Annotated in this window: 22 protein-coding genes and 6 pseudogenes; 15 read left to right on the plus strand and 13 right to left on the minus strand. The window is 69.3% G+C overall.

Annotation, left to right across the window (positions count from 1 at the left end; all coding sequences use genetic code 11):
* Nucleotides 1-16: 16 nt before the first annotated feature.
* Nucleotides 17-1,528 (plus strand): annotated as a pseudogene (locus tag OG927_RS34020) (ISL3 family transposase).
* A 66-nt stretch (nucleotides 1,529-1,594) separates the two neighbouring features.
* On the opposite strand, the pseudogene OG927_RS34025 reads toward OG927_RS34020, so the two are convergent.
* Nucleotides 1,595-2,207, minus strand: a pseudogene (locus OG927_RS34025) (IS256 family transposase); the annotation flags it as partial.
* A 26-nt stretch (nucleotides 2,208-2,233) separates the two neighbouring features.
* Between OG927_RS34025 and OG927_RS34030 the strand changes: the two are divergent.
* On the plus strand, nucleotides 2,234-2,458 hold the full coding sequence (locus OG927_RS34030; protein ID WP_241192076.1) for a DUF6207 family protein: 225 nt from the start codon (nucleotides 2,234-2,236) through the stop codon (nucleotides 2,456-2,458).
* A gap of 167 nt (nucleotides 2,459-2,625) precedes the next feature.
* Entirely contained in the window at nucleotides 2,626-2,955 is a 330-nt protein-coding gene (locus tag OG927_RS34035) for a hypothetical protein (RefSeq protein ID WP_124283634.1), read from the plus strand.
* Nucleotides 2,956-2,983: 28 nt separating this feature from the next.
* On the opposite strand, the gene OG927_RS34040 is transcribed toward OG927_RS34035, so the two are convergent.
* From OG927_RS34040 to OG927_RS34055, 4 genes are all read right to left on the minus strand, one after another.
* A complete protein-coding gene (locus OG927_RS34040; protein WP_124283633.1) occupies nucleotides 2,984-3,187 on the minus strand; it encodes a hypothetical protein in 204 nt (67 codons plus the stop codon).
* An 11-nt stretch (nucleotides 3,188-3,198) separates the two neighbouring features.
* Nucleotides 3,199-3,357: a hypothetical protein gene (locus OG927_RS34045; protein WP_157866866.1), complete on the minus strand. Its 159-nt coding sequence runs from the start codon at nucleotides 3,355-3,357 to the stop codon at nucleotides 3,199-3,201.
* A gap of 289 nt (nucleotides 3,358-3,646) precedes the next feature.
* Nucleotides 3,647-3,982 carry a DUF6354 family protein gene (locus OG927_RS34050; RefSeq protein WP_056792974.1) on the minus strand — a complete coding sequence of 112 codons (336 nt, stop codon included), beginning with the start codon at nucleotides 3,980-3,982 and terminating at the stop codon, nucleotides 3,647-3,649.
* Nucleotides 3,983-3,993: 11 nt separating this feature from the next.
* Entirely contained in the window at nucleotides 3,994-4,518 is a 525-nt protein-coding gene (locus OG927_RS34055; protein WP_330321433.1) for a hypothetical protein, read from the minus strand.
* 185 nt (nucleotides 4,519-4,703) lie between these two features.
* Here OG927_RS34055 and OG927_RS34060 point away from each other — a divergent pair, with 185 nt between their 5' ends.
* Nucleotides 4,704-4,844, plus strand: coding sequence for a hypothetical protein (locus OG927_RS34060; protein ID WP_157866867.1), 141 nt, complete (start codon nucleotides 4,704-4,706; stop codon nucleotides 4,842-4,844).
* A 293-nt stretch (nucleotides 4,845-5,137) separates the two neighbouring features.
* Here OG927_RS34060 and OG927_RS34065 read toward each other — a convergent pair whose 3' ends face one another.
* The 3 genes from OG927_RS34065 to OG927_RS34075 all read right to left on the minus strand — a co-directional run bounded on the left by OG927_RS34065 (nucleotide 5,138) and on the right by OG927_RS34075 (nucleotide 6,722).
* Nucleotides 5,138-5,623, minus strand: coding sequence for a hypothetical protein (locus OG927_RS34065; RefSeq protein WP_330321434.1), 486 nt, complete (start codon nucleotides 5,621-5,623; stop codon nucleotides 5,138-5,140).
* Between the two features lie 2 nt (nucleotides 5,624-5,625).
* Nucleotides 5,626-5,835, minus strand: coding sequence for a hypothetical protein (locus OG927_RS34070; protein WP_330321435.1), 210 nt, complete (start codon nucleotides 5,833-5,835; stop codon nucleotides 5,626-5,628).
* Between the two features lie 242 nt (nucleotides 5,836-6,077).
* On the minus strand, nucleotides 6,078-6,722 hold the full coding sequence (locus OG927_RS34075; protein WP_330321436.1) for a DUF6461 domain-containing protein: 645 nt from the start codon (nucleotides 6,720-6,722) through the stop codon (nucleotides 6,078-6,080).
* Nucleotides 6,723-6,885: 163 nt separating this feature from the next.
* Between OG927_RS34075 and OG927_RS34080 the strand changes: the two are divergent.
* The 4 genes and pseudogenes from OG927_RS34080 to OG927_RS34095 all read left to right on the plus strand — a co-directional run.
* Nucleotides 6,886-7,259: pseudogene (locus OG927_RS34080) on the plus strand (transposase); the annotation flags it as partial.
* Between the two features lie 1,136 nt (nucleotides 7,260-8,395).
* Complete coding sequence (locus tag OG927_RS34085) at nucleotides 8,396-8,818, plus strand: hypothetical protein (protein WP_056792763.1); 423 nt, start codon at nucleotides 8,396-8,398, stop codon at nucleotides 8,816-8,818.
* Between the two features lie 407 nt (nucleotides 8,819-9,225).
* Nucleotides 9,226-9,798, plus strand: coding sequence for a DUF2243 domain-containing protein (locus OG927_RS34090; RefSeq protein ID WP_079100770.1), 573 nt, complete (start codon nucleotides 9,226-9,228; stop codon nucleotides 9,796-9,798).
* A complete protein-coding gene (locus OG927_RS34095; protein WP_330321437.1) occupies nucleotides 9,795-10,634 on the plus strand; it encodes a cytochrome c oxidase assembly protein in 840 nt (279 codons plus the stop codon). Before OG927_RS34090 ends, OG927_RS34095 begins: the two co-directional genes overlap by 4 nt.
* A 37-nt stretch (nucleotides 10,635-10,671) precedes the next feature.
* On the opposite strand, the gene OG927_RS34100 is transcribed toward OG927_RS34095, so the two are convergent.
* On the minus strand, nucleotides 10,672-11,070 hold the full coding sequence (locus OG927_RS34100) for a DUF302 domain-containing protein (protein WP_056792765.1): 399 nt from the start codon (nucleotides 11,068-11,070) through the stop codon (nucleotides 10,672-10,674).
* A gap of 160 nt (nucleotides 11,071-11,230) precedes the next feature.
* On the opposite strand from OG927_RS34100, the gene OG927_RS34105 reads away from it, so the two are divergent.
* The 3 genes from OG927_RS34105 to OG927_RS34115 are packed head-to-tail and all read left to right on the plus strand — an operon-like array spanning nucleotide 11,231 to nucleotide 13,745.
* Nucleotides 11,231-12,595, plus strand: coding sequence for an MBL fold metallo-hydrolase (locus OG927_RS34105; protein ID WP_124283625.1), 1,365 nt, complete (start codon nucleotides 11,231-11,233; stop codon nucleotides 12,593-12,595).
* A 41-nt stretch (nucleotides 12,596-12,636) separates the two neighbouring features.
* A complete protein-coding gene (locus OG927_RS34110; RefSeq protein WP_164494276.1) occupies nucleotides 12,637-13,002 on the plus strand; it encodes a rhodanese-like domain-containing protein in 366 nt (121 codons plus the stop codon).
* Complete coding sequence (locus OG927_RS34115) at nucleotides 12,999-13,745, plus strand: sulfite exporter TauE/SafE family protein (protein WP_056792768.1); 747 nt, start codon at nucleotides 12,999-13,001, stop codon at nucleotides 13,743-13,745. Before OG927_RS34110 ends, OG927_RS34115 begins: the two co-directional genes overlap by 4 nt.
* A 21-nt stretch (nucleotides 13,746-13,766) precedes the next feature.
* Here the strand turns inward: OG927_RS34115 and OG927_RS34120 are convergent, their stop codons facing one another.
* Nucleotides 13,767-14,045, minus strand: a complete 279-nt coding sequence (locus OG927_RS34120) for a metal-sensitive transcriptional regulator (RefSeq protein ID WP_056792769.1) — start codon at nucleotides 14,043-14,045, stop codon at nucleotides 13,767-13,769.
* 93 nt (nucleotides 14,046-14,138) lie between these two features.
* Between OG927_RS34120 and OG927_RS34125 the strand changes: the two genes are divergently transcribed.
* Nucleotides 14,139-14,705, plus strand: a complete 567-nt coding sequence (locus OG927_RS34125; RefSeq protein WP_056792770.1) for a rhodanese-like domain-containing protein — start codon at nucleotides 14,139-14,141, stop codon at nucleotides 14,703-14,705.
* 152 nt (nucleotides 14,706-14,857) lie between these two features.
* On the opposite strand, the pseudogene OG927_RS34130 reads toward OG927_RS34125, so the two are convergent.
* Both OG927_RS34130 and OG927_RS34135 read right to left on the minus strand, forming a co-directional pair.
* Nucleotides 14,858-15,040 (minus strand): annotated as a pseudogene (locus tag OG927_RS34130) (IS256 family transposase); the annotation flags it as partial.
* A gap of 252 nt (nucleotides 15,041-15,292) precedes the next feature.
* Nucleotides 15,293-16,474 (minus strand): annotated as a pseudogene (locus OG927_RS34135) (IS3 family transposase).
* A gap of 144 nt (nucleotides 16,475-16,618) precedes the next feature.
* Between OG927_RS34135 and OG927_RS34140 the strand changes: the two are divergent.
* Both OG927_RS34140 and OG927_RS34145 read left to right on the plus strand, forming a co-directional pair.
* Nucleotides 16,619-16,822, plus strand: coding sequence for a hypothetical protein (locus OG927_RS34140; RefSeq protein WP_056792772.1), 204 nt, complete (start codon nucleotides 16,619-16,621; stop codon nucleotides 16,820-16,822).
* Between the two features lie 583 nt (nucleotides 16,823-17,405).
* Nucleotides 17,406-19,115, plus strand: a complete 1,710-nt coding sequence (locus OG927_RS34145; protein WP_330321438.1) for a RecQ family ATP-dependent DNA helicase — start codon at nucleotides 17,406-17,408, stop codon at nucleotides 19,113-19,115.
* A gap of 313 nt (nucleotides 19,116-19,428) precedes the next feature.
* On the opposite strand, the pseudogene OG927_RS36120 reads toward OG927_RS34145, so the two are convergent.
* Nucleotides 19,429-19,566 (minus strand): annotated as a pseudogene (locus tag OG927_RS36120) (FAD-dependent monooxygenase); the annotation flags it as partial.
* Between the two features lie 160 nt (nucleotides 19,567-19,726).
* Here OG927_RS36120 and OG927_RS34150 point away from each other — a divergent pair.
* Nucleotides 19,727-20,605 carry a helix-turn-helix transcriptional regulator gene (locus OG927_RS34150; RefSeq protein WP_124283620.1) on the plus strand — a complete coding sequence of 293 codons (879 nt, stop codon included), beginning with the start codon at nucleotides 19,727-19,729 and terminating at the stop codon, nucleotides 20,603-20,605.
* Nucleotides 20,606-20,676: the final 71 nt, after the last annotated feature.

Genomic DNA, 20,676 nt, shown 5'->3' on the forward strand with positions numbered 1-20,676 from the left:
GTTTCGTTGACACCACATGCGAGATTTCAACGCCCTTATAGAAACAGTGTTTGCGGGGCTCTCGGCGTTGGTCATCGAGGAGGTGACCGATGACGGTGAGGTGATCCGGTCGCGGCCCGGACCCGGGATGTTCCCTCGCCCTGCCCGGTGTGCGGGGTGCTGACCGGGAAAGTCCACGGATACCACGGCCGGACCATGGCGGATGTGCCGGTCGACGGCCGCAAGGTCGTGGTCCACGTCCAGGTGCGACGCCTGGTCTGCCCGGTTCTGGAATGCCGGCGCCAGACCTTCCGCGAGCAGGTCCCCGGGCTGATGGAGCGTGTCCAACGCCGCACCACCCGCCTGACCAGTCAGGTTAGTGCGGTAGTGAAAGAGTTATGCGGCCGAGCGGCTGCCCGGCTCAGCCGCTTCCTGGCCGTGCCCATGTCGTTTGCCACCGCCCTGCGCCTGCTGCGGCGCATCCCCGTACCCGTGGTGCGAACCCCGCGAGTGGTCGGGGTCGGCGACTTCGCCCTACGCCGCCGGCACCGGTACGCCACGATCATCATCGACGCCGAAACAGGCGAGCGCATCGACGTGCTGCCCGGCCGCGAGGTTGCTGGTCTGGAAGCCTGGCTGTTCGAGCACCCCGGCATCGAGACTATGCCGAGGCGATCCGCCGGGCCCTGCCCGACGCGGTGCAGGTCATCGACCGATGGCACCTGTGGCGGAATCTGTGCGACAAGGTCCTGGCCGTAGTACGGGCCCATGCCTCGTGCTGGGCCACGGTCAAACCGGCCCGCCCCGGCGGGGTCCACGAGCAGACGGTCCGCGAGCGCTGGCACCAGATCCACGATCTCCTCGGATGGGGCGGGTCGGACTGCTGGAATGCTCCCGCCGCCTCTACCTGACCCTGAACACCGTCAAGCGCTACTCCCGCATCCCCGAACCCCTGGCCGACCGCATCGCGCCCCGCTACCGGACCACCTTGGTCGACCCCTACCGCGAGCACCTACGGATTCGACGTGCGACCGAGCCCGCAGTCACCGTCACCCAGCTGTTCCACGAGATCAAAGCCCAGGGCTACACCGGCAGCTACTACCTCCTGGTTCGCTACCTCACCCAGGGACGAGCCGAGGGAGACCGGCCGGTGATCACCCCGCGCCACGCGACCCGGCTCTTGCTCACACTCCCCGAACACTTGTGGACCAGGGACACTGCCCTCCTGGCGACCCTCACCTCGGCATGCCCCGAGACAGCCGAACTTGCCAGAGTCGTCGGCACATTCGCCCAGCTACTGACCCTGGAGAAGGGCAACGACGCCCGCCTCACCGAATGGATCGCCGGCGTCCGTGCAGCCGACCTGCCCCATCTACACAGCTTCTGCAACGGCCTGGAACTCGACCGCGCCGCAGTCAACGCCGGCCTCACCCTGCCCCACCACAACGGCCGCACCGAAGGCGTCAACGCCCGCACCAAACGGATCATGAGGCAGTTGCATGGCCGAGCAGGATTAGACCTCCTCCGCCACCGCATCCTCCTGTTGTGACAACGGAACATCACCACCGGCTACGGAACAGAGCCAAACGAACGGTGCAACTCGGGTTGTTGAGGGTTACTGACGTGCTGCGGAGAGTCGGCCGTTGAAGGTGATGTCGAAGGCGTTCAAGGCTGTCTTCCAGCGCATGGTCCAGCGGGCTTGGCTCTTGCCGGTCGGGTCGAGCGACTTGATCGCCATGTAGACGCACTTCAGGGGCGGCTTGCTCGTTCGGGAAGTGGCCGCGGGCCTTGACCGCCCGTCGGATCCGCGCGTTGACGGACTCGATCGCGTTGGTGGTGCAGACGATGCGGCGGATCTCGGTGTCGAAGCGGAGGAAGGGAGTGAACTCTTCCCAGGCGTTCTCCCAGAGCCGGACGATTGCCGGATACTTCTTGCCCCACGTGTCGGCGAACTCGGCGAACCGCTCGAGTGCGGCGTCCTCGGTTGCCGCGGTGTATACGGGCTTGAGGAGCTTGGCGATCTTGTCCCAGTCCTGGCGGGCTGCATAGCGGAAGGAATTTCGCAGCAGGTGGACCACGCAGGTCTGCACGATCGTCTGGGGCCAGACGGTCTCCACCGCGTCGGGCAGGCCCTTCAGCCCGTTGCAGACGAGCATGAGGACGTCGTTCACGCCGCGGTTCTTGATCTCGGTGAGGATGTGCATTCAGTGCTTGGCGCCCTCGCCGCCGCCCTTTTGGTGGCAGGGTAATGCGTGTGAAACCGATCAACGAAACGCATCTGTCGGAGCCGGGCTTGGTCGTGGTGGAGGTGGTGGCCGGCGACGAGGCGACGGCGGTGGCCGCGGTGAACCAGCTGGGCACGTGGTGGGCGACGTCGGGGCCGTCGTTGCCGTGGCGGGTGCCGGGCGAGCCGGGGGTCCGGGTACGGACGTACGCGGATACCCGGGCTGCTGCGCTCGTCGAGGATGGGCCCGCGTAGGCTGACACGACGCCGCCCCGACCACTTCGACTGGTCGGGGCGGCGTGCTGTGCGGGCTACTACTCGACGGTCAGGGTCTGCATCGGGTAGTTCACGTCCCTGATGGGGGGCGGGTAGTCTGCGTCGGCGCCTCCTGCGAGGAGGGCGAGTGACCAGATAGTCGTCACGTGCTCAAAGTTCTGTCGGGTGCGATGGTACTTCTCGGCTGCGGTCTTGATGTATCGGCTGGCCGCAGTGCTGTATCGGGTGTACTCGACGGTGCAGGTGAGGATGTTGCCGAGGAGGGCGTCGATCGACAGGTACCAGGTGTTCAGCATCCCGGCGTGCTCGCGGAGCATGTCGCGGGTCTGGTCCTGGCCGAACTCGGTCTCGTGCCAGCGGACGTGCTCGATGTCGAAGACATCGAAGCAGTCGTTCAGGCCGCTGCCGTGGACGGCGGCTTCGTAGTCGAAGATGGCGCGCGTCTCGGCGTGAATGCGTCAGTCTCGTGCTCGTAGACGTCCAGGTCGTTCATGGTCATAGGCCTCACTGCTCGGTGGCGCGGGTGATGCCGATGCGCGTGGCGGTCGCGAACGTGAACCTGTAGCGGAAGTCGCTCGACCGGACTTCAATTCCGTGGGGCGTGACTGCGGTGATCGTGTAATCCCTAGTCCGGTTCTTCGGCAGGGTGGCGTTCTCAAAGTGCACGATGTCGCCCTCCTCGAAAGCTTGGCCGCTGATCTCAACCATGATCGTGGTCCTCACTGTCCTGTCTTGTCGAGCTTGTCGGCTTCGGCGCGGAGGGCTGCGGCCTTCTCCAGCCACATCCGCTCGTCGTCCGTGCGGGGGCCAGCTGTGACCGGCGGGACCCTGTTCTCCAGGTCCTGGGCGCGGCACCGGAGTTCGGCGGGAGTGTTCATGGTTCTGGGCCTCACTGCTCGGTGGGGTTGTCGGACGTCATCAGCCCTGCCGCTTCAATCGTGGCTTCGATCTTGGCGGCGCGCTGCAGAAGGAACGTAGCGCTCTGGATGAGGCGGGTCAGGTCACCGGAGACCGTGGTACGTCCGGCGGCGGGCGGGTTTGCGGCGATGCCTGCGGCCTGCTCGGCCAGGCGGTCAGCCTCCTGGGTGAACCGTCGCTGCTCGTCCTCGATGGAGCGCTACAGGAACCTTGCGGTGGTCAGCTGCGGATTCGGCATGGTCGTGGTCCTCACTGCTCGGTGGTGCGGATGACGGTGAGAGCGGCGCGGGCATAGTCGGCCGGTGTGGCACCGGGTCGGTGCGCTCGACTCATGGCCGACAGGAGAGCCAGGTACAGCGGGTCCGTGTCGGCCGGGTCCTCCATCAGCTCAAAGGCGCTGCTGCCTAGGCGGGCCAGGCTGGCCGTGGTGGTGTATCCGGCTTTCCTGCCGAGGTCGTGCTCGGCAATCAGCTTGGCGTGGGTGGCAGTTGTCGCGACGACGCGAAGTTGCCGCTGCCGCTTCTTCATGTCCGGAGCCAGGTCACGGTAGAGCTGGCCCTCTGCAACTGCCGGTCGAACCATCATGGTCGTGCTCCTCACTGCTGGGTGGGCTCTGCGAACTGGCACTGCGGGACGTGGCCGTGCAGGCAGGCGGTCGCCTGTTCTGCGGGTGTGCACGTCTTGACTTTCTCTGCGGCCGCCCAGTCGCGGGACCAGTTGTAGATCGCCATGCGGAACACCCCAGTCAGGGCATCCGGCATCCGGTACCCGACGACCTTGCCGAAGCCGGGGCCCTGGGCCTGGATGGGGGCCTCCATGCCGTCTGGCCACCAGCCTTCCCGTACTCCTCTGTCGAGGATGCGCTTGAGGGCGGCGCTGTGTCCGCGGAGGCTGGTGTCTTCTTTGTCGCGGAGGTCGTCGGCGCTGACGTAGCCGCTGCGGTCGGCTGCTTCCTTGACGATGCGTTGGGCGCGCTGGGGGAGGGCGAGGTAGTAACGGGAGGCTCGGTCCTTGGTCCAGGTGGTGTCGGCGCTGACTTGGCCGGCGTGTTCGGCGAGGAGGGCGAGGAGCTTGGTCTGGAAGTCGGGGGTGGGTCCTTCCACTGTGACGGTGATCTTCACGTAGCCTCCGGGGCGACAGACCTGGATAGATATTGTTCTTACGTCAGAGACGTTACGGAACTCCGGTTCGTTTGTCAGCCGTTAACTCCGGTTCATTGCAGCGGGGTTGGCGGACAGGGGCAATGCTCCGCCCTGCTCGTGCCACCGTGGAGGCATGAGCACCGAACTGGACCCCCGCCCCCGAGATGGGCGACCCCGACCAGTGGATCAAGGGGGAGTGCAACCACCTCGCCCCCGAACCCGTCCATGCCGAGCCGACCAGCGAGCTCGTCGCCTACCTCTGCCCGGACTGCGACACGCAACTGCCCGCCGCGTGGCAACCGTGAGCATCGACGCGAACCCGCGCGAGGTCGAGGCGGCCGGCCCCGCCGACACCGCGCACCCCGGTGAACCACCCGGCCACCCCACCGGACCGCCCGCACGAACCCGGCGCCCGCCCCATGCCGCCGTCCCGACGGAACACCCCCGCGTCGGCGGGGAGAACTGGGACGAGAATACGGCCGCGGTGGGCCGCGCCGTCCTCCCCGCCGACGCGGGGATGTTGCAACAATCGCTAGAACTCCAAGGTTTCCGGTAGGGGCCTTCTGTGTGCCTGGGTGCGCCCGCGGGAGCTGTGCTGTCAGGAGCTCCCGGTGGAGTGCCGTCGCTCGTAGTCAGATAGGAGCTGCGCAATGGCCGCGGGGTCTTCCGCGGTGCCGACCCAGGTGCCGGTCTCGGTCCAGACGGGGACGGTGGTGTGGTCGGCGTCGAATACGTAGAGATAGGGGCCGTTGCGCTCGATGCTCATCTCGCTTGCCGCGGCTTCGGGGACCGGGGTGAGGATTTCGAGGGTGAGGACGTACAGGCACAGCCGTTCGTCGGGGGCGCGGGGGAGCCGGAGGTAACCCGTGACGCGGAGCTCGTCGCCGGGGACCAGTTCGGTGAGTACGGAGATGGCCAGGTTCGCGTCGGTGACCGCGCAGGGCAGCATCGTCTCCTCGATGGTGTCGTCGGTCGGGCTGATGGTGAGACGGAACCGGGCGGTGGTAGTCCTGTTGTCGCCGGGGACCGTCTCGTCGTCGAGGAAGCCGTCGAGGGTGACGATCGCGTTGTCGGTGTCGCTCATGGTCAGGCCGCCTTGTCGGTGAGAGCGGCCAGGAGCCGCTGATGATTCGCTGCTTGCTGCTCGGGTGCGAGTGCGGGGATGCGCTTCGGCATGGGTCCGTTGAACTCCCGATCCAGGTGGACGATGCGGCTCTGCTGCACGGTGAGGGGGCCGGTCCGCAGCGCCGCCGCGCGCTTCCGCCGGGCCTGCTCGTGGGAGGCGAGGCCCGTCACCCAGTTGGTGCCGAGCCGGGCGCCGGTGGTCCACTACGAGACCTGCGGTCTCGGGGCGGCGGTATCGGCCCGCATGGCATCGGGCATCAGCGTCGCGCTCTCACCTCGCGGCTGCGTGTTCCGGTTCCTCGGAAGGGAACACCGGTTGGCGGTCGATGACAGGGCGCCACGAGCAGACCCCCGAAGACACCCCCGGCGGTCGGACGGTGCCGTTCGCCCGTCCGACGTCACGGGCAGCACCGTCAGCCGAATGGCAGGACTACCAGCGGAACCTGACGCAAGGCGCTCAGGGTGAGTGGGAGGTCGGCCAGAGCGCAGACGGCACGCATGGCGATGGAGCTGTCGGCCTCGCCCGGCTCGATGCCTTCCTCCTCCACGGTGCCGGCGGCTTCGAATGCCGCGCGCAGTTCGGCGGGCATACGGGGAAGATCTTCCTCCAGGGCGAGACCGTCGACGTCGACCCATGCGACCTGCTTGCCGTCGACGGCATAGGTGAGGCTGGCGTCTCCGTTGATGCTGAACACGCTCGTGGCCGCCGTCCGTCCATCGGCGGACAGTGCCTCCGCCGCGTCTTCGAAGGTGAACCCTGAGTCGTCGTAGACGAAGGTCCACTCGCCGACGCGTCCAGCCAACAGTGCCGCGGAGGATCCCGGGTCCACACCGAGAGCCGCGCACGGCAGTGACGTCCACTCGTCCGGCCTGCTGTCGAGAAGTTCGCAGGGCCGCATCAACCTCGTCCTGGCGCCGAGCCTTTCCAGCGCCTCCGCCGGTTCGATGCCGTGCACGACGTGCAGGATGTGGTTCGGGTCGTCGGAGGCGAGATCAGTGATCCATATCGGCGTTCCTTCCGGGTCGAGCGTGTGCGGCGGGAAGCCGGGCGTGGGCATCATGGACCTCTTTCCTCAGGGGCGCGTGTGGCCTCCCCGGCAGCGGCGCCGCCGGTGACGCCGGGAGGACTTGCGTCTGGCAAGGCTCCGATCAGGGCATGACGACGGTTACCGTAGCCACCCCCGCTCCCTCTCGCCACAAACCGCAACGGGGAGCGTTTCACCGGTAGCGCACACCTCACCGCAGCGGATCCTGTGCCACACCTACGGCCGGGGCAAAGATCGGCACATTCCCGTTCCCGGCTGGCCGTACTCTGTGATCTGCGCACTTGAGACAGGTCGCAGTTCCTGGACCACGCCGCTGGACGCACTACGTCTGGCGCCGGGCGCCACTGTCACAGCTCGGCAGATGCGCGAGCTCGTCGAGCGGCTGGTCGCGGCCGGGCAGTGGACGGACAGCGATCGGGACATCCTGGTCGTGGTGGATGCTGGCTCCGTTCCCGGCCTGGCCTGAAAGGTCTCCCAGTGCAGGTGCTGGGACGCATGCGCTCGGACCGCGTCCTGCGACGCGCTGTCCCGCCCCGCGAGCCCGACACCCAGCGGTGGCAGGGCCTGGCGGCCTATGTTCGGACCATCCGGGGCACTGTCCCCTGGGGACGACCCATCGCGGGGCGCGTCGAGGGCCGGCCGTGGACCACGGCAATCGATTACACCCAGACCCGCGAACTGATGCGGCACTTGGGCACTGCCTGCTTCATCGTCATCGCCTACCTCACCAGCATGCGTCCCGGTGAAGTCCTGGGCCTGACAGCTGGATGCTGCCCCGCCCTGGCTTCCGGGCGCCACCTGATCCACAGGCGTGTCTTCAAGCACGCCAGCGGAGACGCTCGTCCCCGACCGCGGCCTGCTCTTCGACTCCACCGTCCACGCCTTCCAGCAGACCCGCGCGGCCACGGCCACGTCGCTCGGCTACGAAGGACTGCGTACCCGCATCGAGGACTTCGCCCGCTGGGCCTCCGGCCTCGCTCGTCAGCTCAGCCGCCCGCACGAGAGCGTCCCCGACGATCCGCACGGCGACCTCGGCCTCGCCCGTTCCGACGCACGCTGGCCTGGCACATCGCACGGCGCCCCGCAGGACTGGTCGCCCTCGCGATCCAGTACGGCCACCTGCGCACCGCCGTCAGCGCTGGCTACGCATCCCGCAGCCGCGACGGCATCCACGACCTCCTGGACATCGAGACCGCCCGCGCCACCGCGGACACCCTCACCGCCCTCCACACCGACCTCCAAGCAGGCGCAAGCATCTCCGGGCCGGCAGCCCGCCGCGCCATCCGGGCAGCCGGCCAGGCCCCGGCATTCACCGGGGCCATCCGCACCAGTCGGCAGGCCCGGGACATCCTCGACAACCCCCAACTGGCCGTCTACGACAACCCGCACGCCTTCGTGATGTGCGTCTACGACCGAGACCGAGCCCTGTGCCACCGACTGGACACCACCGACAGCCCGAGCCTCGACCGGTGCCGCCCGTCGTGCACGAACATCGCCCGCACCGACGACCATGCCGCCCAGCTCACACGCCGAGCAGCCGCCCTCGAAGCCCAAGCGGACACGGAAGCGGTCCCCGGCCCTCTCACTGACCGACTGCGCCATCACGCAGCAGCCCTGAGGATCTGGGGTAGCCGAACACGAGCGCATCCGCATCACCGCCCACCAGGACACCAGGAGACCGGCTCGTGACACCCGCCCCTGATGAACGCGACCGCATCCGCGCGGCCAGCCACCGCATCCTCAACGGCTGCCCGGAGCGCTCAGGCGGAGCCCTGACCATCGTCGCCCTCGCCATCGAGGCCGACGTCCCCCGAAACGCCCTCACCCAACGCCACACCGACCTCAAGAACCAGTTCTACGAACAGATCCGCGCGCGCGGCGACGTCCCCGACAGCGAGAAGCGACTGCGCAAGCAGATCGCGAAACTGAAAGGACTGCGGGCCGTGGACGCCGCCGAGATCGAGCAACTGAAGGCCGACATCGAAGCACTCGTGGGGGCCCTGCACCTCGCACAACTGGAGAACCAGCAGCTCCGTGAACCGGACCGACCCGGCACAACGCTCCGCGTGCTCCCGACACCAGCACCACCGACTCAGCGACGCGAATGACAGAGAAAGTGGCCTCGGTGCCCATTCGCGGGAATCGCGCACACCCGCGGGGGCGCGCGGGACACCAGCCTCGCGCCAGGCACTCACGGGGCCAGGCGGAGGCGCAGCTCCAGGGCCGTGCGGTAGCGCCGGGGTGAAGCGCGTAGGGCCCTGAGTCTGTGCACGGCACATCCATGATCGCGACCATCGCAGGGGGCGGACAGTGTCCAGGGCATCGCCGCGGCGCGATGATGCGGGCGATCGGAACCTGTCGCTGTCCATGGCCAACGCGTCCCCAGCAGGTGGTGTCCCGTGCCGTCGTTCGACCTACCCAGCGTGCGCGGGTGGAGGACAAGTGATGTGGTGAAGAGCTGTCAACCGGGTACCCGCCCGGATACCCAGTCGCCGGCCCATCGGAAGGTAGCGGGATGTCGAGCAGTGTGAGTGCGGAGCGCCAGGGCGCGATGGCGGGTGAGCGGCCTCGGAGTCTGCAGTTGCCGGGGATCATCCTCGGTGTGGGGCTGGGTGGCTTCGTGGACGGGATCCTGCTGCATCAGCTACTGCAGTGGCATCACATGCTGACCAGCACCAATCACGACCGGATCGGGGTGAAGTACTACCCGGCGAACACCGTCTCCGGTTTGGAGATGAACACGGTGTGGGACGGCATCTTCCACGCGATCTGCTGGGTAGCGGTCCTCGCCGGCCTGGCAATCCTGTACGCGCGGGTGACGCACCACCGGCGCCGCGTGTGGACGTCGGCGGCTCTTTGGGGCTGGATCCTGGTCGGCTGGGGCCTGTTCAACATCGTCGAGGGCGTCCTCGACCACCACATCCTGGGGATCCACCACGTCTACGCCGGCGACCAGCAGATCTGGTGGGACCTCGGCTTCCTGCTGCTCGGTGCCATCCTGGTCGCGGTGGGCTGGCTGATCCAGCGCCGCGCCACCCCCTTCGACCCGGAAGGCGACGGGCCGGTACGGGAGGCGCGGCGCGCATGACCGGGCATCCGGCACATCACCACCAGGAGGCCGGCGGCCTGCCGCTGGAGGTTCTGCTGCCGGCGGTGTTCGTCGTGCTGCTGGCCGCGGGCTATGTGCTGCTGGCGGGCCGCGCGCGGCGGCGCAATGCGCAGGCCGGGTGGAGCCGGTGGCGCACCGGATGGTTCCTGGCCGGGTGCGTGCTGCTGGCGGCCGGCCTGCTGCCCCCGGTCGCACCGTGGGTGCACGGCGACTTCCGCGGCCACATGCTCCAGCACCTGCTGATCGGCATGTACGCACCGCTGGGGCTGGTGCTGGGTGCGCCCGTCACGCTGCTGCTGCGGAACCTTCCCGCTGAAGAGGCACGGCGTCTGACCGGCCTGGTGCAGAGCAGGCCGCTGCACGTTCTGGCCAACCCGGTCACCGCACTGCTGCTTAGCGTGGGCACGCTGGGGCTGCTGTACTTCACGCCGCTGTACAACGCGATGTCGGCGAACACGGGGCTGCACTGGCTGCTGCACGCCCACTTCCTGCTCGCCGGGTGCCTGTTCGCCTACGTCATCGCCGGCCCCGACCCGGCCCCCGCCCGGCCCAGCGTTCCGGTGCGGCTGGTGGTGCTGGGCGTGGCGATCGCCGCGCACGCGGTGATCTCCCAGCTCATGTACGGCGGCTTCGGCATCAGCATCCACGCCCCCGTCGACCAGGTCCAGGGCGGCGCCCAGATCATGTACTACGGCGGCGACATCGCCGAACTGCTCCTGGCCGTCGCCCTGGTCGCGACGTGGCGCCCGCTGCCCGCCTCTCGCCGCGCCCCGCGTACGACGCGGCGACCGGAGGCGCGGCCCGCGGTGCCGTAGGCCGCTCACCCTGAGCGGCGGCTTTATGCGCTGTGTGCTATTCCTTGCCGCCGGTGAGCGCGGACAGGGCGTTGTCCAGGCGGCGGGTTGCTTCCTCCGCGACGGGCTTGAGGGCGTCCTGTCCCGTCAGGGTGACCATGGTGGCGGGGTCGAGGGCCTGGACGGCGATGTGGTCGCCGTCGGTGCGGACGACGACGTTGCAGGGCAGCAGCAGGCCGATGGAGCGGTCCGCCTCGATCGCCTGGTGGGCCAGGGGCGGGTTGCAGGCGCCGAGGATCAGGTAGTCCTCCATCTCGTGGCCCAGCTTCTCCTTCAGCGTGGCCTGCACGTCGATCTCGGTGAGGATCCCGAAGCCCTGTTCGGCCAGTGCTTCGCGTACGGCGGTCACGGTCTGTGCGAAGTTGCCGTTCACGTGCACGGTGCGGCTGTAGGTCATGGCCGTTCTCCTTCTTGTCGTCCGGTGCGCTGATGCGTCCGATGTGCGGCGGGTACCCGATCGGGACAGCCTCCGACCTGAAATATACCCCCGGGGGTACTGGTGTTACGGTGGAAACAGATACCCCCCCGGGTAATTTCCATTCGTTAGGAGTACCGGCGTGTTCTTCGTTGACACCATCGAGCTGGAAGGTCTCGGCAACCGCAGCTACCTGGCCGGCGGTAAGAGCGCCGCGGTGGCGGTGGACCCGCCGCGCGACATCGACCAGGTCCTGGCGGCAGCCGCCCGGCGCGGGGTGCGGATCTCTCACGTGGTGGAGACCCACATCCACAACGACTACGTCACCGGCGGACTCGAACTTGCCCGGATCACCGGCGCCCGCTACCTCATACCGGCCGACGCGCACGTCACCTACGACCGTGTCCCCGTCGCCGACGGCGACACGGCCAACATCGACCCCGGCAGCGGGGTGATGCTGACCGCGATCGCGACGCCGGGCCACACCCCGCACCACACCTCCTACGCGTTGCACGAGGCGGGGCGGGCGGTGGTCGTCTTCACCGGCGGGTCCCTGCTGATCGGCACCGTGGGACGCCCGGACCTGGTCGAGCCGCGGCTGACCGAGCAGCTGGCCCGCGCCCAGCACGCCTCCGCCCACCGCCTGGCCTCCGACCTTCCCGACGAGACGGCGGTCCTGCCCACGCACGGCTTCGGCAGCTTCTGCTCCTCGGCCCAGTCCGAGGGCGAGGAGACCACCATCGGCAAGGAGAAGAGCTCGAACACCGCGCTCACCGTGGACGTGGACACCTTCGTCGCGGACCTGCTGGCCGGCCTGGAGGTCGTGCCCGCCTACTACACGCACATGGGCCCGGCCAACGCCGAGGGCCCCGCACCGCTCGACCTGACCCCGCCCGCCCTCGCGGACGCCGAGGAGATCACAGCCCGCCTCGCGGCCGGCGAGTGGGTCGTCGACCTGCGCAACCGTGTCGCGTTCGCCGAGGGGCACGTGGCCGGGTCGTTCAACTTCGAGGCCGACGGGAAGCTCGCCACTTACCTCGCCTGGATGATCCCGTGGGGCAAGCCGGTCACCCTGCTCGCGGAGACGGCCGAGCAGCTCGCCGACGCCCAGCGTGAACTGGTGCGGGTGGGCATCGACCGCCCGGCCGCCGCCGCCACCGGCACCCCCGCCGACTGGCTGCCCGCAGGACAGGCCCCGGTCTCCTTCCCCCGCTCCACCTTCGCCGGACTCGCCGCCCAGAGCACCGCTGACCTGGTGGTGCTGGACGTGCGCCGGAACTCCGAGCGGTCCAAGGGGTGGATCACCGGATCGGTGCACATCCCCATCCACGAGCTCCACGGCCGCCTCGGTGAGGTCCCGCCGGGGACGGTGTGGGTGCACTGCGCCGGCGGCATGCGGGCCGCGATCGCCGCGTCCCTGCTGGACGCCTCCGGCCGCGACGTCGTCGCCGTCGACGACGGCTTCGACGCCGCCACCGACGCCGGCCTGCCCCTGACCACCGGCTGACACCCAGCCCACCGCACCAGTAAGGAGAGGGGAGAACCCTGATGTTCCTCTTCCGCCGCAGCCAGCCCCGCGTCAGCGTGGACCAGGCCCGCAGCCGCACCAGCGGCGACATGCCGGCCGCGATCCTGCTCGACGTCCGCGAGAAGCCCGAGTGGAACGCGGGCCACGCCCCCGGCGCCGTCCACGTCCCCCTGTCGAAACTCGTGACCGGCGCCGGCCTGCCGTCCGAAGCGTCCGGTCGGCCGCTGGTGGTGATCTGCCGCAGCGGGCACCGCTCCCAGCAGGCCGCGAAACTCCTCACCGAGCGCGGAGCGCAGGCCGTTGACGTCAAGGGCGGCATGAACGCGTGGGCCGCCGCCGGACACCCCGTCCTCGACGAACGCGGGAACCACGGCCAGATAGCGTGACCGCACTCGTTCTCGCCCTCATCGCCGGGGCCGTCGTCGGCCTCGCCCTCGGAGCACTCGGCGGCGGCGGCAGCGTCCTGGCCGTGCCCGCCCTGATCTACCTGCTCGGCTTCTCCCCGTCCGCGGCCACCACCTCCAGCCTGATCATCGTGGCCGCCACCTCCGCCACCGCCCTCTACGCCCACGCCCGCGACGGCCACGTCGCCTGGAAAGTCGGATCGTTGTTCGCCGCCGCCGGCATCATCCCCGCCTACCTCGCCGGGGCAGCCGCCGGGCGTGTACCGGAAGCCGTGCTGACCGTCGCGTTCTCGGTGATCGCGGCACTGGCGGCGGTGCGGATGTTCCGTCCGTCCGCCTCCCGGCCGCCGGAGCGGATACGTTCCGGCAAGGCGGCCGGGGCAGGCGCCGGACTCGGCGCGGTGACCGGCTTCCTTGGCGTCGGCGGAGGGTTCCTCGCCGTCCCCGCCCTGGTGAGCGTCCTGGGCCTGAACATGCGGCGGGCGGTCGGCACCAGCCTGCTCGTCATCACCGTCAACTCGCTCGCCGCCCTGACCGCCCGCACCGGAACCGGCGGCGGCGGTCTGGACTGGGCGCTGATCGGGCCGTTCACCGGGGCGGCGATCCTCGGCGCCTGGGACGGCAAACGCCTCAGCACCAAGGTCTCCGGCAACCGCCTGCAGAAGGTCTTCGCCGGGGTACTCCTGGCGGTGGCCGTGTTCATGCTGATCGACGTGATCGCATGAATCGCCCGGCTACCGGCCCCGTCAGGCCAGGGAGAGGAACAGCTTCTCCAGCCTCGCCCGCATCTGATCGCGGTCCCCGGCCTCCTGGCCGCCCTCGGCCATGCAGTGCTGCAGCCCGGTCGCGATGATCGCGAACCCGGCCCGGTCCAGCGCACGGGAGACCGCCGCGAGCTGCGTGATGACGTCCTCGCAGTCCCGGCCCTCCTCGATCATCTTGATGATCCCCGCGATCTGGCCCTGAGCCCGCCGCAGCCGGTTCAGAACCGACTTCAACTCGTCGGCCGCCATCTCCAGCTCCACCGTCCACCTCCACGAAATCAAATACCCCTAGGGGTATCATACCGGGTCCGGACACCCGTTCCCCGGATCAGCACGGAAGGAACCACCCCGCACATGAGCACCCCCACCGCCCTCATCCCCGCCCAGGCCGCCGCCCGCCTCGACGACTACACCGTCATCGACGTGCGCACCCCCGGCGAATACGCCTCCGGCCACCTCCCCGGCGCCCACAACATCCCCCTCGACCACCTCCACACCGCCCTGCCCGCCCTCAAGGCGGCAGCCGCCCGCGGCACCCTCCTCATGGTCTGCGCCTCCGGAAACCGCTCCACCACCGCCTGCACCGAACTTGCCGCAGCCGACATCCCCGCCACCACCCTCACCGGGGGCACCACCGCCTGGGCCGGCGAAGGCCACACCCTCCACCGCCCCGACAACGCCACAGCCGTCTGGCCCATGGAACGCCAGGTCCGCCTCGTCGCCGGCACCCTCGTCGTCGCCGGCCTCGCCCTGGGCACCCGCTACCGGCCCGCCCGCTGGTTGTCCGCCGTCATCGGCAGCGGCCTGATCTTCTCTGCCGCCACCAACACCTGCGGCATGGCCGCCGCCCTCGCCAAACTCCCCCACAACCAGCCCCGCACCACCGACCTCAACACCACGCTCCGAGCCCTGCAGGACTGATACGGCCGCGGCGGGAGCAGGCCGCTGTACGCGTAGCGCGTGTCCGAAGTTCAACACGCTCAACTTGACAGAGAAGGAGTCCGAGACGAGGGCCCGGTAGTGGTCGAGGGACGGGTCTGTCAAACGAGCGGTGTAACTCGGGTTGTTGAGGGCTACTGACGTGCTGCGGAGAGTCGGCCGTCGAAGGTGATGTCGAAGGCGTTCAAGGCTGTCTTCCAGCGCATGGTCCAGCGGGCCTGGCCCTTGCCGGTCGGGTCCAGCGACATGATCGCCATGTAGACGCACTTCAAGGCGGCCTGCTCATTCGGGAAGTGGCCGCGGGCCCCTGTTCGCCGATCGGCCGTCTGTCAGGGCGGTGGAAGTGCCCCCGTTCGGCGATGTCGCGGAACGGGGCTGCTGTATTACCGGTTACGGTCGGCGGCGGCTTCGGCTGGGCCTTTCCTCTGAGCTCGCGGGGGAGTGAAGGACTGTTCTCCTGCCGTTCGCCGCTGTGGCCGGTGGGTCAGATGCTGACGTTGAAGCTGCCCTTTGCCTCTGAGGAGTATTAAGAAAGCCGGGACTGCTGCATGATCGGGTGACAGTGGGGTTTATGCAGCCAGGGCTGCGGGTGGAGTCATGATGGCTTCGTACGCGACGGGGGGCAATCGGGCCAGGCGTCTCTGACGCCGGCGGCGGTGGTAGGTGTGCTCGATCCAGGTGACGATCGCGATCCGCAGCTCCTGACGGGTGGCCCAGGCACAGCGGTCGAGGACGTTCTTCTGCAGCAGCGCGAAGAAGCTCTCCATGGCCGCGTTGTCGCCGGCGGCACCGACTCTCCCCATCGATCCGATCATGTTGTGACGTGCGAGAACGACGACGAAATTTCCGTGAGCGAAATTGCGACCCGCGGTCGGAATGCACGATGCATCTTGAGACCTGGCCGCGGCGGGCGACGGCGGATTCCAGGGCTCTGACGGCGAGGCTGGACTTCATCCGGGCGTCGATGGAGTAGCCCACGATGCGGCCCGAGTAGACGTCCTTGACGGCACACAGATACAGCTTGCCCTCGCCGGTCGCGTGCTCGGTGATGTCCGTGAGCCACAGCCGGTTCGGCCTGGCCGCGGTGAAATCGCGCCGCACCCGGTCGTCGTGGACCGGCGGGCCGACCTTGGCGTTCTTGCCCCGGCCCCGCCGCTTCCCGAAGACGCTCCACCAGCGGTTGTCGCGACAGATCTTCCAGGCGGTCCGCTCGGCCATCGCCTCGCCGGCGGCGCGAGCCTCGTCGAGGAGGAAGCGGTGGCCGAACTCAGGATCGTCGTGGTGAGCGTCGAACAGGGCGTTCGCCCGGTATGCCTCGGCCAGTTCGGTGTCGGTGACCGGCGAGGCCAGCCACCGGTAGTAGGGCTGGCGGGCCAGCTTGAGCACCCGGCACGTCACCGCGACCGGCACCCGGTGTGGGGCAGCGGAGGCGGCCAGCTCGCGGACGAGCGGGTACATCACTTTGACGGCAGGTTCGCCTGCGACAGATACGCCGCAGCCCTGCGCAGCACCTCGTTCTCCTGCTCCAGCAGCCGGATGCGCTTGCTGGCCTCGCGCAACTCGGCCGACTCCTCCGACGCCGTCGCGGGCCTGGCGCCCTCGTCGGTGTCGGCTCGGCGCAGCCACTTCGACAGCGTGATCGGGTGGACGCCGAAGTCGGCGGCGATCTGTTCCAGCGTGACGCCGGGCTCGCGATTGCGCGCGACCCGCACGACGTCATCGCGGAACTCCGTGGGATACGGCTTGGGCACTGCAACGTCCTTCCAGGCCGCCTCTCAGCAAGCCAGGTCAGGTGTCACCTATTCGTGCAGCAGTCCCGGCAATTCCCGCGCTTCGGCGTTGGGTTGTGGCTACACCAGAAGCGGTAGTGACCTGCGACCGGAGGAGCAGCCCCAGTGCTGGCGATCAATGTGGCGGTGCTGCTCGCCTTCATCGTGATCATGCGGCTGCGTCGGCGTACCGAAGCGCGCAGTCGCATGGACGAGAAGTTCACTGTAGTCATCGTCTTGGCCCTTGGCGTTCTGATAGCGCCGACCGAGCTCGGTCAAGGCATCCTGAACGTCATCACTCAGCTTGTGCAGGGCATCACCCAGTCGTGAGGTCGTTCCGGCGAGGAGTGGTCGCCGGTATCCACCTTGCCCGCGGCACCTTGAAGTCCGCTGCGGCTTGCTGTGGCACACCCTCTACCTGGCCCTGAACCGTCCGACCCTTCATCGTCGCGGCCGCGCAGCTTGACGTGGGGGCGGTGGGTACCGGGATCCGGACGGCTCTACGTCCGCAAGGCCACTGCGATGAGCTCATGAATGCTTGAGACGTGGCAGAGGTCGCCCACCGGCTGTGCGGCCGCGGAGTCGATCGGCACGTACGGGACGAAGGGCATTACGACCAGGCCTTCGAGCGCGCATCCGTCAGGCAGGTTCACCCCGAGCGCGGATGGACGCCGGCGGATCCTCTCGAGGTAGCCGTTCCACTGCTTGCTCGCCGCGATCGCCTTGCGCTTGATCTTCCTGACGGCGTTGTAGGTACAGGCCGCGTAGTCGCGCCCGGCTTGGAATGCTTTTGCGGGCGGCCGACGGGATCGGCCGCATTCGGTGCCGTGAGGTGGCGGACGCGGGGTAGTCGGAGGTCACCCGGACGGCGCTTTTGCCGCCCGGCCCGATCCCACAGCCCTCGAGGAGCACCATGTTCACCTTCAGCGCGTTGTCCCGGCGACTGCAGCGCAGTGCGCGCAAGGTGTTCGGATGGGAGCGGCTGCGCCCGGAGCAGTTGCGGGCGATGAAGTCGGTCATGGAACAGCGCGACACTCTCGTGGTGATGCCGACCGGCGCAGGGAAGTCCGCCGTCTACCAGGTGCCCGGGGTACTCCTGTCCGGCCCCACCGTCGTCGTCTCCCCTCTGATCGCCCTGCAACGGGACCAGGTGAGCGGCCTGTTGAGACGGGCCGGTGCGGACGCCGCGGCCGTGAACTCCACCCAGAGCCGTGGCGAGAACGACGCGGTGTGGGACCGGATCAGCGAAGGAGACGTCGACTTCGTCTTCCTCGCCCCGGAGCAGTTGGCCAAGGACGAGGTGGTCGAGCAGCTCGCGGCGGCACGGCCCGCGCTGTTCGTCGTGGACGAGGCACAGTGCGTGTCGACCTGGGGGCACGACTTCCGGCCCGAGTACCTGCGGCTGGGCCAGGTGATCGACCGGATCGGCCGCCCGCCGGTGCTCGCCCTCACGGCGAGCGCCGCCGCCCCGGTGCGGGCGGACATCGTCCAGCGGCTCGGCATGCGCGACGTGCGGGAGGTGGTCACCGGCTTCGACCGGCCCAACATCCACCTGGAGGTCATCGCCTTCCGGAGCGCCGCCGACAAGCGCAGGGCGGTGGTCGAACGCGCCGCCGCCGAACCCAAGCCCGGGCTCGTCTACGCGGCCACCCGCAAGGAGTCCGAGGAGTACGCCCGCGAGCTGGGCGACCTGGGGCTGGGCGTGGCGGCGTACCACGCCGGCCTGCCCGCCAAGGAACGCGGCGCGGTGCACGACCGTTTTCTCGCGGGGGAGCTGGACGTGGTGGTGGCCACCTCCGCCTTCGGGATGGGCATCGACAAGCCGGACGTCCGGTTCGTGCTGCACGCCTCGGTGCCCGGCTCCCTGGACGCCTACTACCAGGAGATAGGCCGCGCCGGACGGGACGGGAAGCCGGCCCGGGCGATCCTCGCCTACCGGTCGCAGGACCTCGGCATGCAGCGGTTCTTCGCCGCCGGACGCCCCGACCCGGACACCATCTCCCAGGTAGCCGGCACACTGGAGGAACACGCTGGCCCGGTCCGGCCGATCGACCTGCGCAGCGAGACGGGCCTGACGGCCAGTCGGCTGACGGCCGTCGTCAATCTACTGGAACAGGTCGAAGCGGTACGCACCACCGAATCGGGAGACCTGGAGACCACCGGCGCCGCCGATCCGGCGGAGGCCGCCCGCAAGGCCGTCGAACTCGGTGACGCACACCAGCAGCTGGAGCGATCGCGGGTCGACATGATGCGGGGCTACGCGGAGAACACGGGCTGCCTGCGGCGGTTCCTGCTCGGCTACTTCGGGCAGGAACCGGAAGCCGGGGGGCCCTGCGGCTCCTGTGACCGCTGCGAGGCCACCGCACTCTCCCCGGACGGCCCGAAGGCGGCCGCGGGGGTGCTGGCCGGCACCGGCGGATCGGTGGCCCCGCAGGAGGTGAGCCGCGCCGACGACGCCCCGCACCCCTTCCGGCTCGGCGCCCGGGTCCGGCACGGTCAGTGGGGGGACGGCTCGGTGATGAGCCAGGACGGCCGTCGGCTGACCGTGCTGTTCGAGACGGCCGGCTACCGCACGCTCTCCCTGGACGTGGTCGAACAGAACGGCTTGCTGACGTTGCGCTGAAGACTCGGCCGGCGCGGACCCCGGGCCGCGGGCACTCGCCCTGCAGCCCGGGATCGCGGGCCCGCTCCGGCTGGGCGGCGTCGGCGTCCTGGCCGACGCGGATCACGCGGGTGCGGTGGTGCACGGTGATGCGCTCGTCGGCTTCGGCGGCGGCCCGCAGCCGCTGATGGAGAAGGTCCCAGGGCTGGATTCCTGAGGTCACCGAGCGCAGCGGCACCGAGCCCGGCGGCGGACAGGCGCCGCCGGTGAGCCGCGTCAGCAGGCGCTCGTCCACCCCGCCCAGCGAGGCCCCGCTGCGGGGGAAGGAACCCACCCGCTCCAGCAGGGTGACCTCGATCCCGGAGCGGGACAGTGCGAGCCCGGTCATCAGCCCGGCCAGGGAGCCGCCGACGACAACGGCCCTGCCGGCCTCGGGCCCGGGCAGGCGTGCAGCCCGCGCTTCCCTCTCCACGATGCTTCCCTGTCCCTTCGTGCGTCAGGCCGGTGGCGGCCTGAGGCCGGCAAGTCCGGTCAATCCATCAGAACTCGACGAGAAGGGGCGGGGGAGTCTCTGGCATGAGGGGTAACAACAGGGTCCCCCACCTTCGGTGGTGCCTGCCTACGCTGGCCGTATGGACAACCGGGACGAAGTCAGCGCATTCCTGAAATCGCGCCGCGCCAAGATCACCCCGGAGCAGGCGGGCCTGCCGGTGTACGGGCAGCGGCGGGTGCCCGGGCTTCGGCGGGGCGAGGTCGCGATGCTTGCCGGAGTGAGCGTCGAGTACTACACGCGTCTGGAGCGCGGCAACCTCGGCGGTGTCTCCGACAGCGTCCTGGACGCCCTTGCCCAGGCTCTGCGCCTTGACGAGACCGAGCGGGATCACCTGCAGGCCCTGGCGCGGGCAGCCGGTACCGGTGGGGCCCGAGCCCGGCGCCGTCCGAAGAAGGCGACCGTGCGGCCCAGTGTGCTGCGCATCATCGAGGGCCTGCACGACCAGCCCGCGTACGTGCGCAACAACCGCATGGACATCCTGGCCGCCAATCCGCTCGCCCGGGCCCTGCACTGCGAGCTGTTCGAGACCGAGCCGGTCAACACCTGCCGGTTCGTCTTCCTCGACCCACGGGCCACCCGCCTCTACCCCGACTGGGAACGCGTCGCCCGCGAAGGCGTAGGGGTGCTGCGGGTCAAGGCCGCCAAGAACCCCTACGACCGCGAGCTGTCCAACCTGATCGGTGAGCTCTCCACCCGCAGTGACGCCTTCCGCACCCTGTGGGGCGCACATGACGTGCACGTCTTCACCGAGGGCACGAAGCGGTTCCTGCACCCGGCGGTGGGCGAGATGGAACTGGTCCACGAGACCTTGGACCTGCCCGGCGACGACTGCCTGTCCCTTACCGTCTACAGCGCCGATCCCGGAACACCGGCCGCCGACGCCCTGCAGCTCCTGGCCAGCTGGGCCGCCACCCAACAGCAGGAAACGGCCGCCAAACAGGCCGAGTCCGAGCGCTGACCCCGGCCCATCCCGCCCGCTGAGCGTCCGAGCTCGCCTCCGCACTTGTGACCGTCGCCGCCTGCTGCGGC

This window comes from Streptomyces clavifer, from assembly GCF_036345975.1.
In the GTDB taxonomy this organism is placed as follows: Bacteria; Actinomycetota; Actinomycetes; order Streptomycetales; family Streptomycetaceae; genus Streptomyces; species Streptomyces clavifer.

Excerpts from the sequence above, each read along its gene's own strand:
- OG927_RS34040 (WP_124283633.1), bottom strand. The coding sequence starts at position 3,187 with ATGGTTGAGATCAGCGGCCAAGCTTTCGAGGAGGGCGACATCGTGCAC.
- OG927_RS34045 (WP_157866866.1), bottom strand. The coding sequence starts at position 3,357 with ATGAACACTCCCGCCGAACTCCGGTGCCGCGCCCAGGACCTGGAGAAC.
- OG927_RS34050 (WP_056792974.1), bottom strand. The coding sequence starts at position 3,982 with ATGATGGTTCGACCGGCAGTTGCAGAGGGCCAGCTCTACCGTGACCTG.
- OG927_RS34060 (WP_157866867.1), top strand. The coding sequence starts at position 4,704 with ATGGGCGACCCCGACCAGTGGATCAAGGGGGAGTGCAACCACCTCGCC.
- OG927_RS34065 (WP_330321434.1), bottom strand. The coding sequence starts at position 5,623 with ATGAGCGACACCGACAACGCGATCGTCACCCTCGACGGCTTCCTCGAC.
- OG927_RS34075 (WP_330321436.1), bottom strand. The coding sequence starts at position 6,722 with ATGCCCACGCCCGGCTTCCCGCCGCACACGCTCGACCCGGAAGGAACG.
- OG927_RS34090 (WP_079100770.1), top strand. The coding sequence starts at position 9,226 with ATGTCGAGCAGTGTGAGTGCGGAGCGCCAGGGCGCGATGGCGGGTGAG.
- OG927_RS34095 (WP_330321437.1), top strand. The coding sequence starts at position 9,795 with ATGACCGGGCATCCGGCACATCACCACCAGGAGGCCGGCGGCCTGCCG.
- OG927_RS34100 (WP_056792765.1), bottom strand. The coding sequence starts at position 11,070 with ATGACCTACAGCCGCACCGTGCACGTGAACGGCAACTTCGCACAGACC.
- OG927_RS34110 (WP_164494276.1), top strand. The coding sequence starts at position 12,637 with ATGTTCCTCTTCCGCCGCAGCCAGCCCCGCGTCAGCGTGGACCAGGCC.
- OG927_RS34125 (WP_056792770.1), top strand. The coding sequence starts at position 14,139 with ATGAGCACCCCCACCGCCCTCATCCCCGCCCAGGCCGCCGCCCGCCTC.
- OG927_RS34145 (WP_330321438.1), top strand. The coding sequence starts at position 17,406 with ATGTTCACCTTCAGCGCGTTGTCCCGGCGACTGCAGCGCAGTGCGCGC.
- OG927_RS34150 (WP_124283620.1), top strand. The coding sequence starts at position 19,727 with ATGGACAACCGGGACGAAGTCAGCGCATTCCTGAAATCGCGCCGCGCC.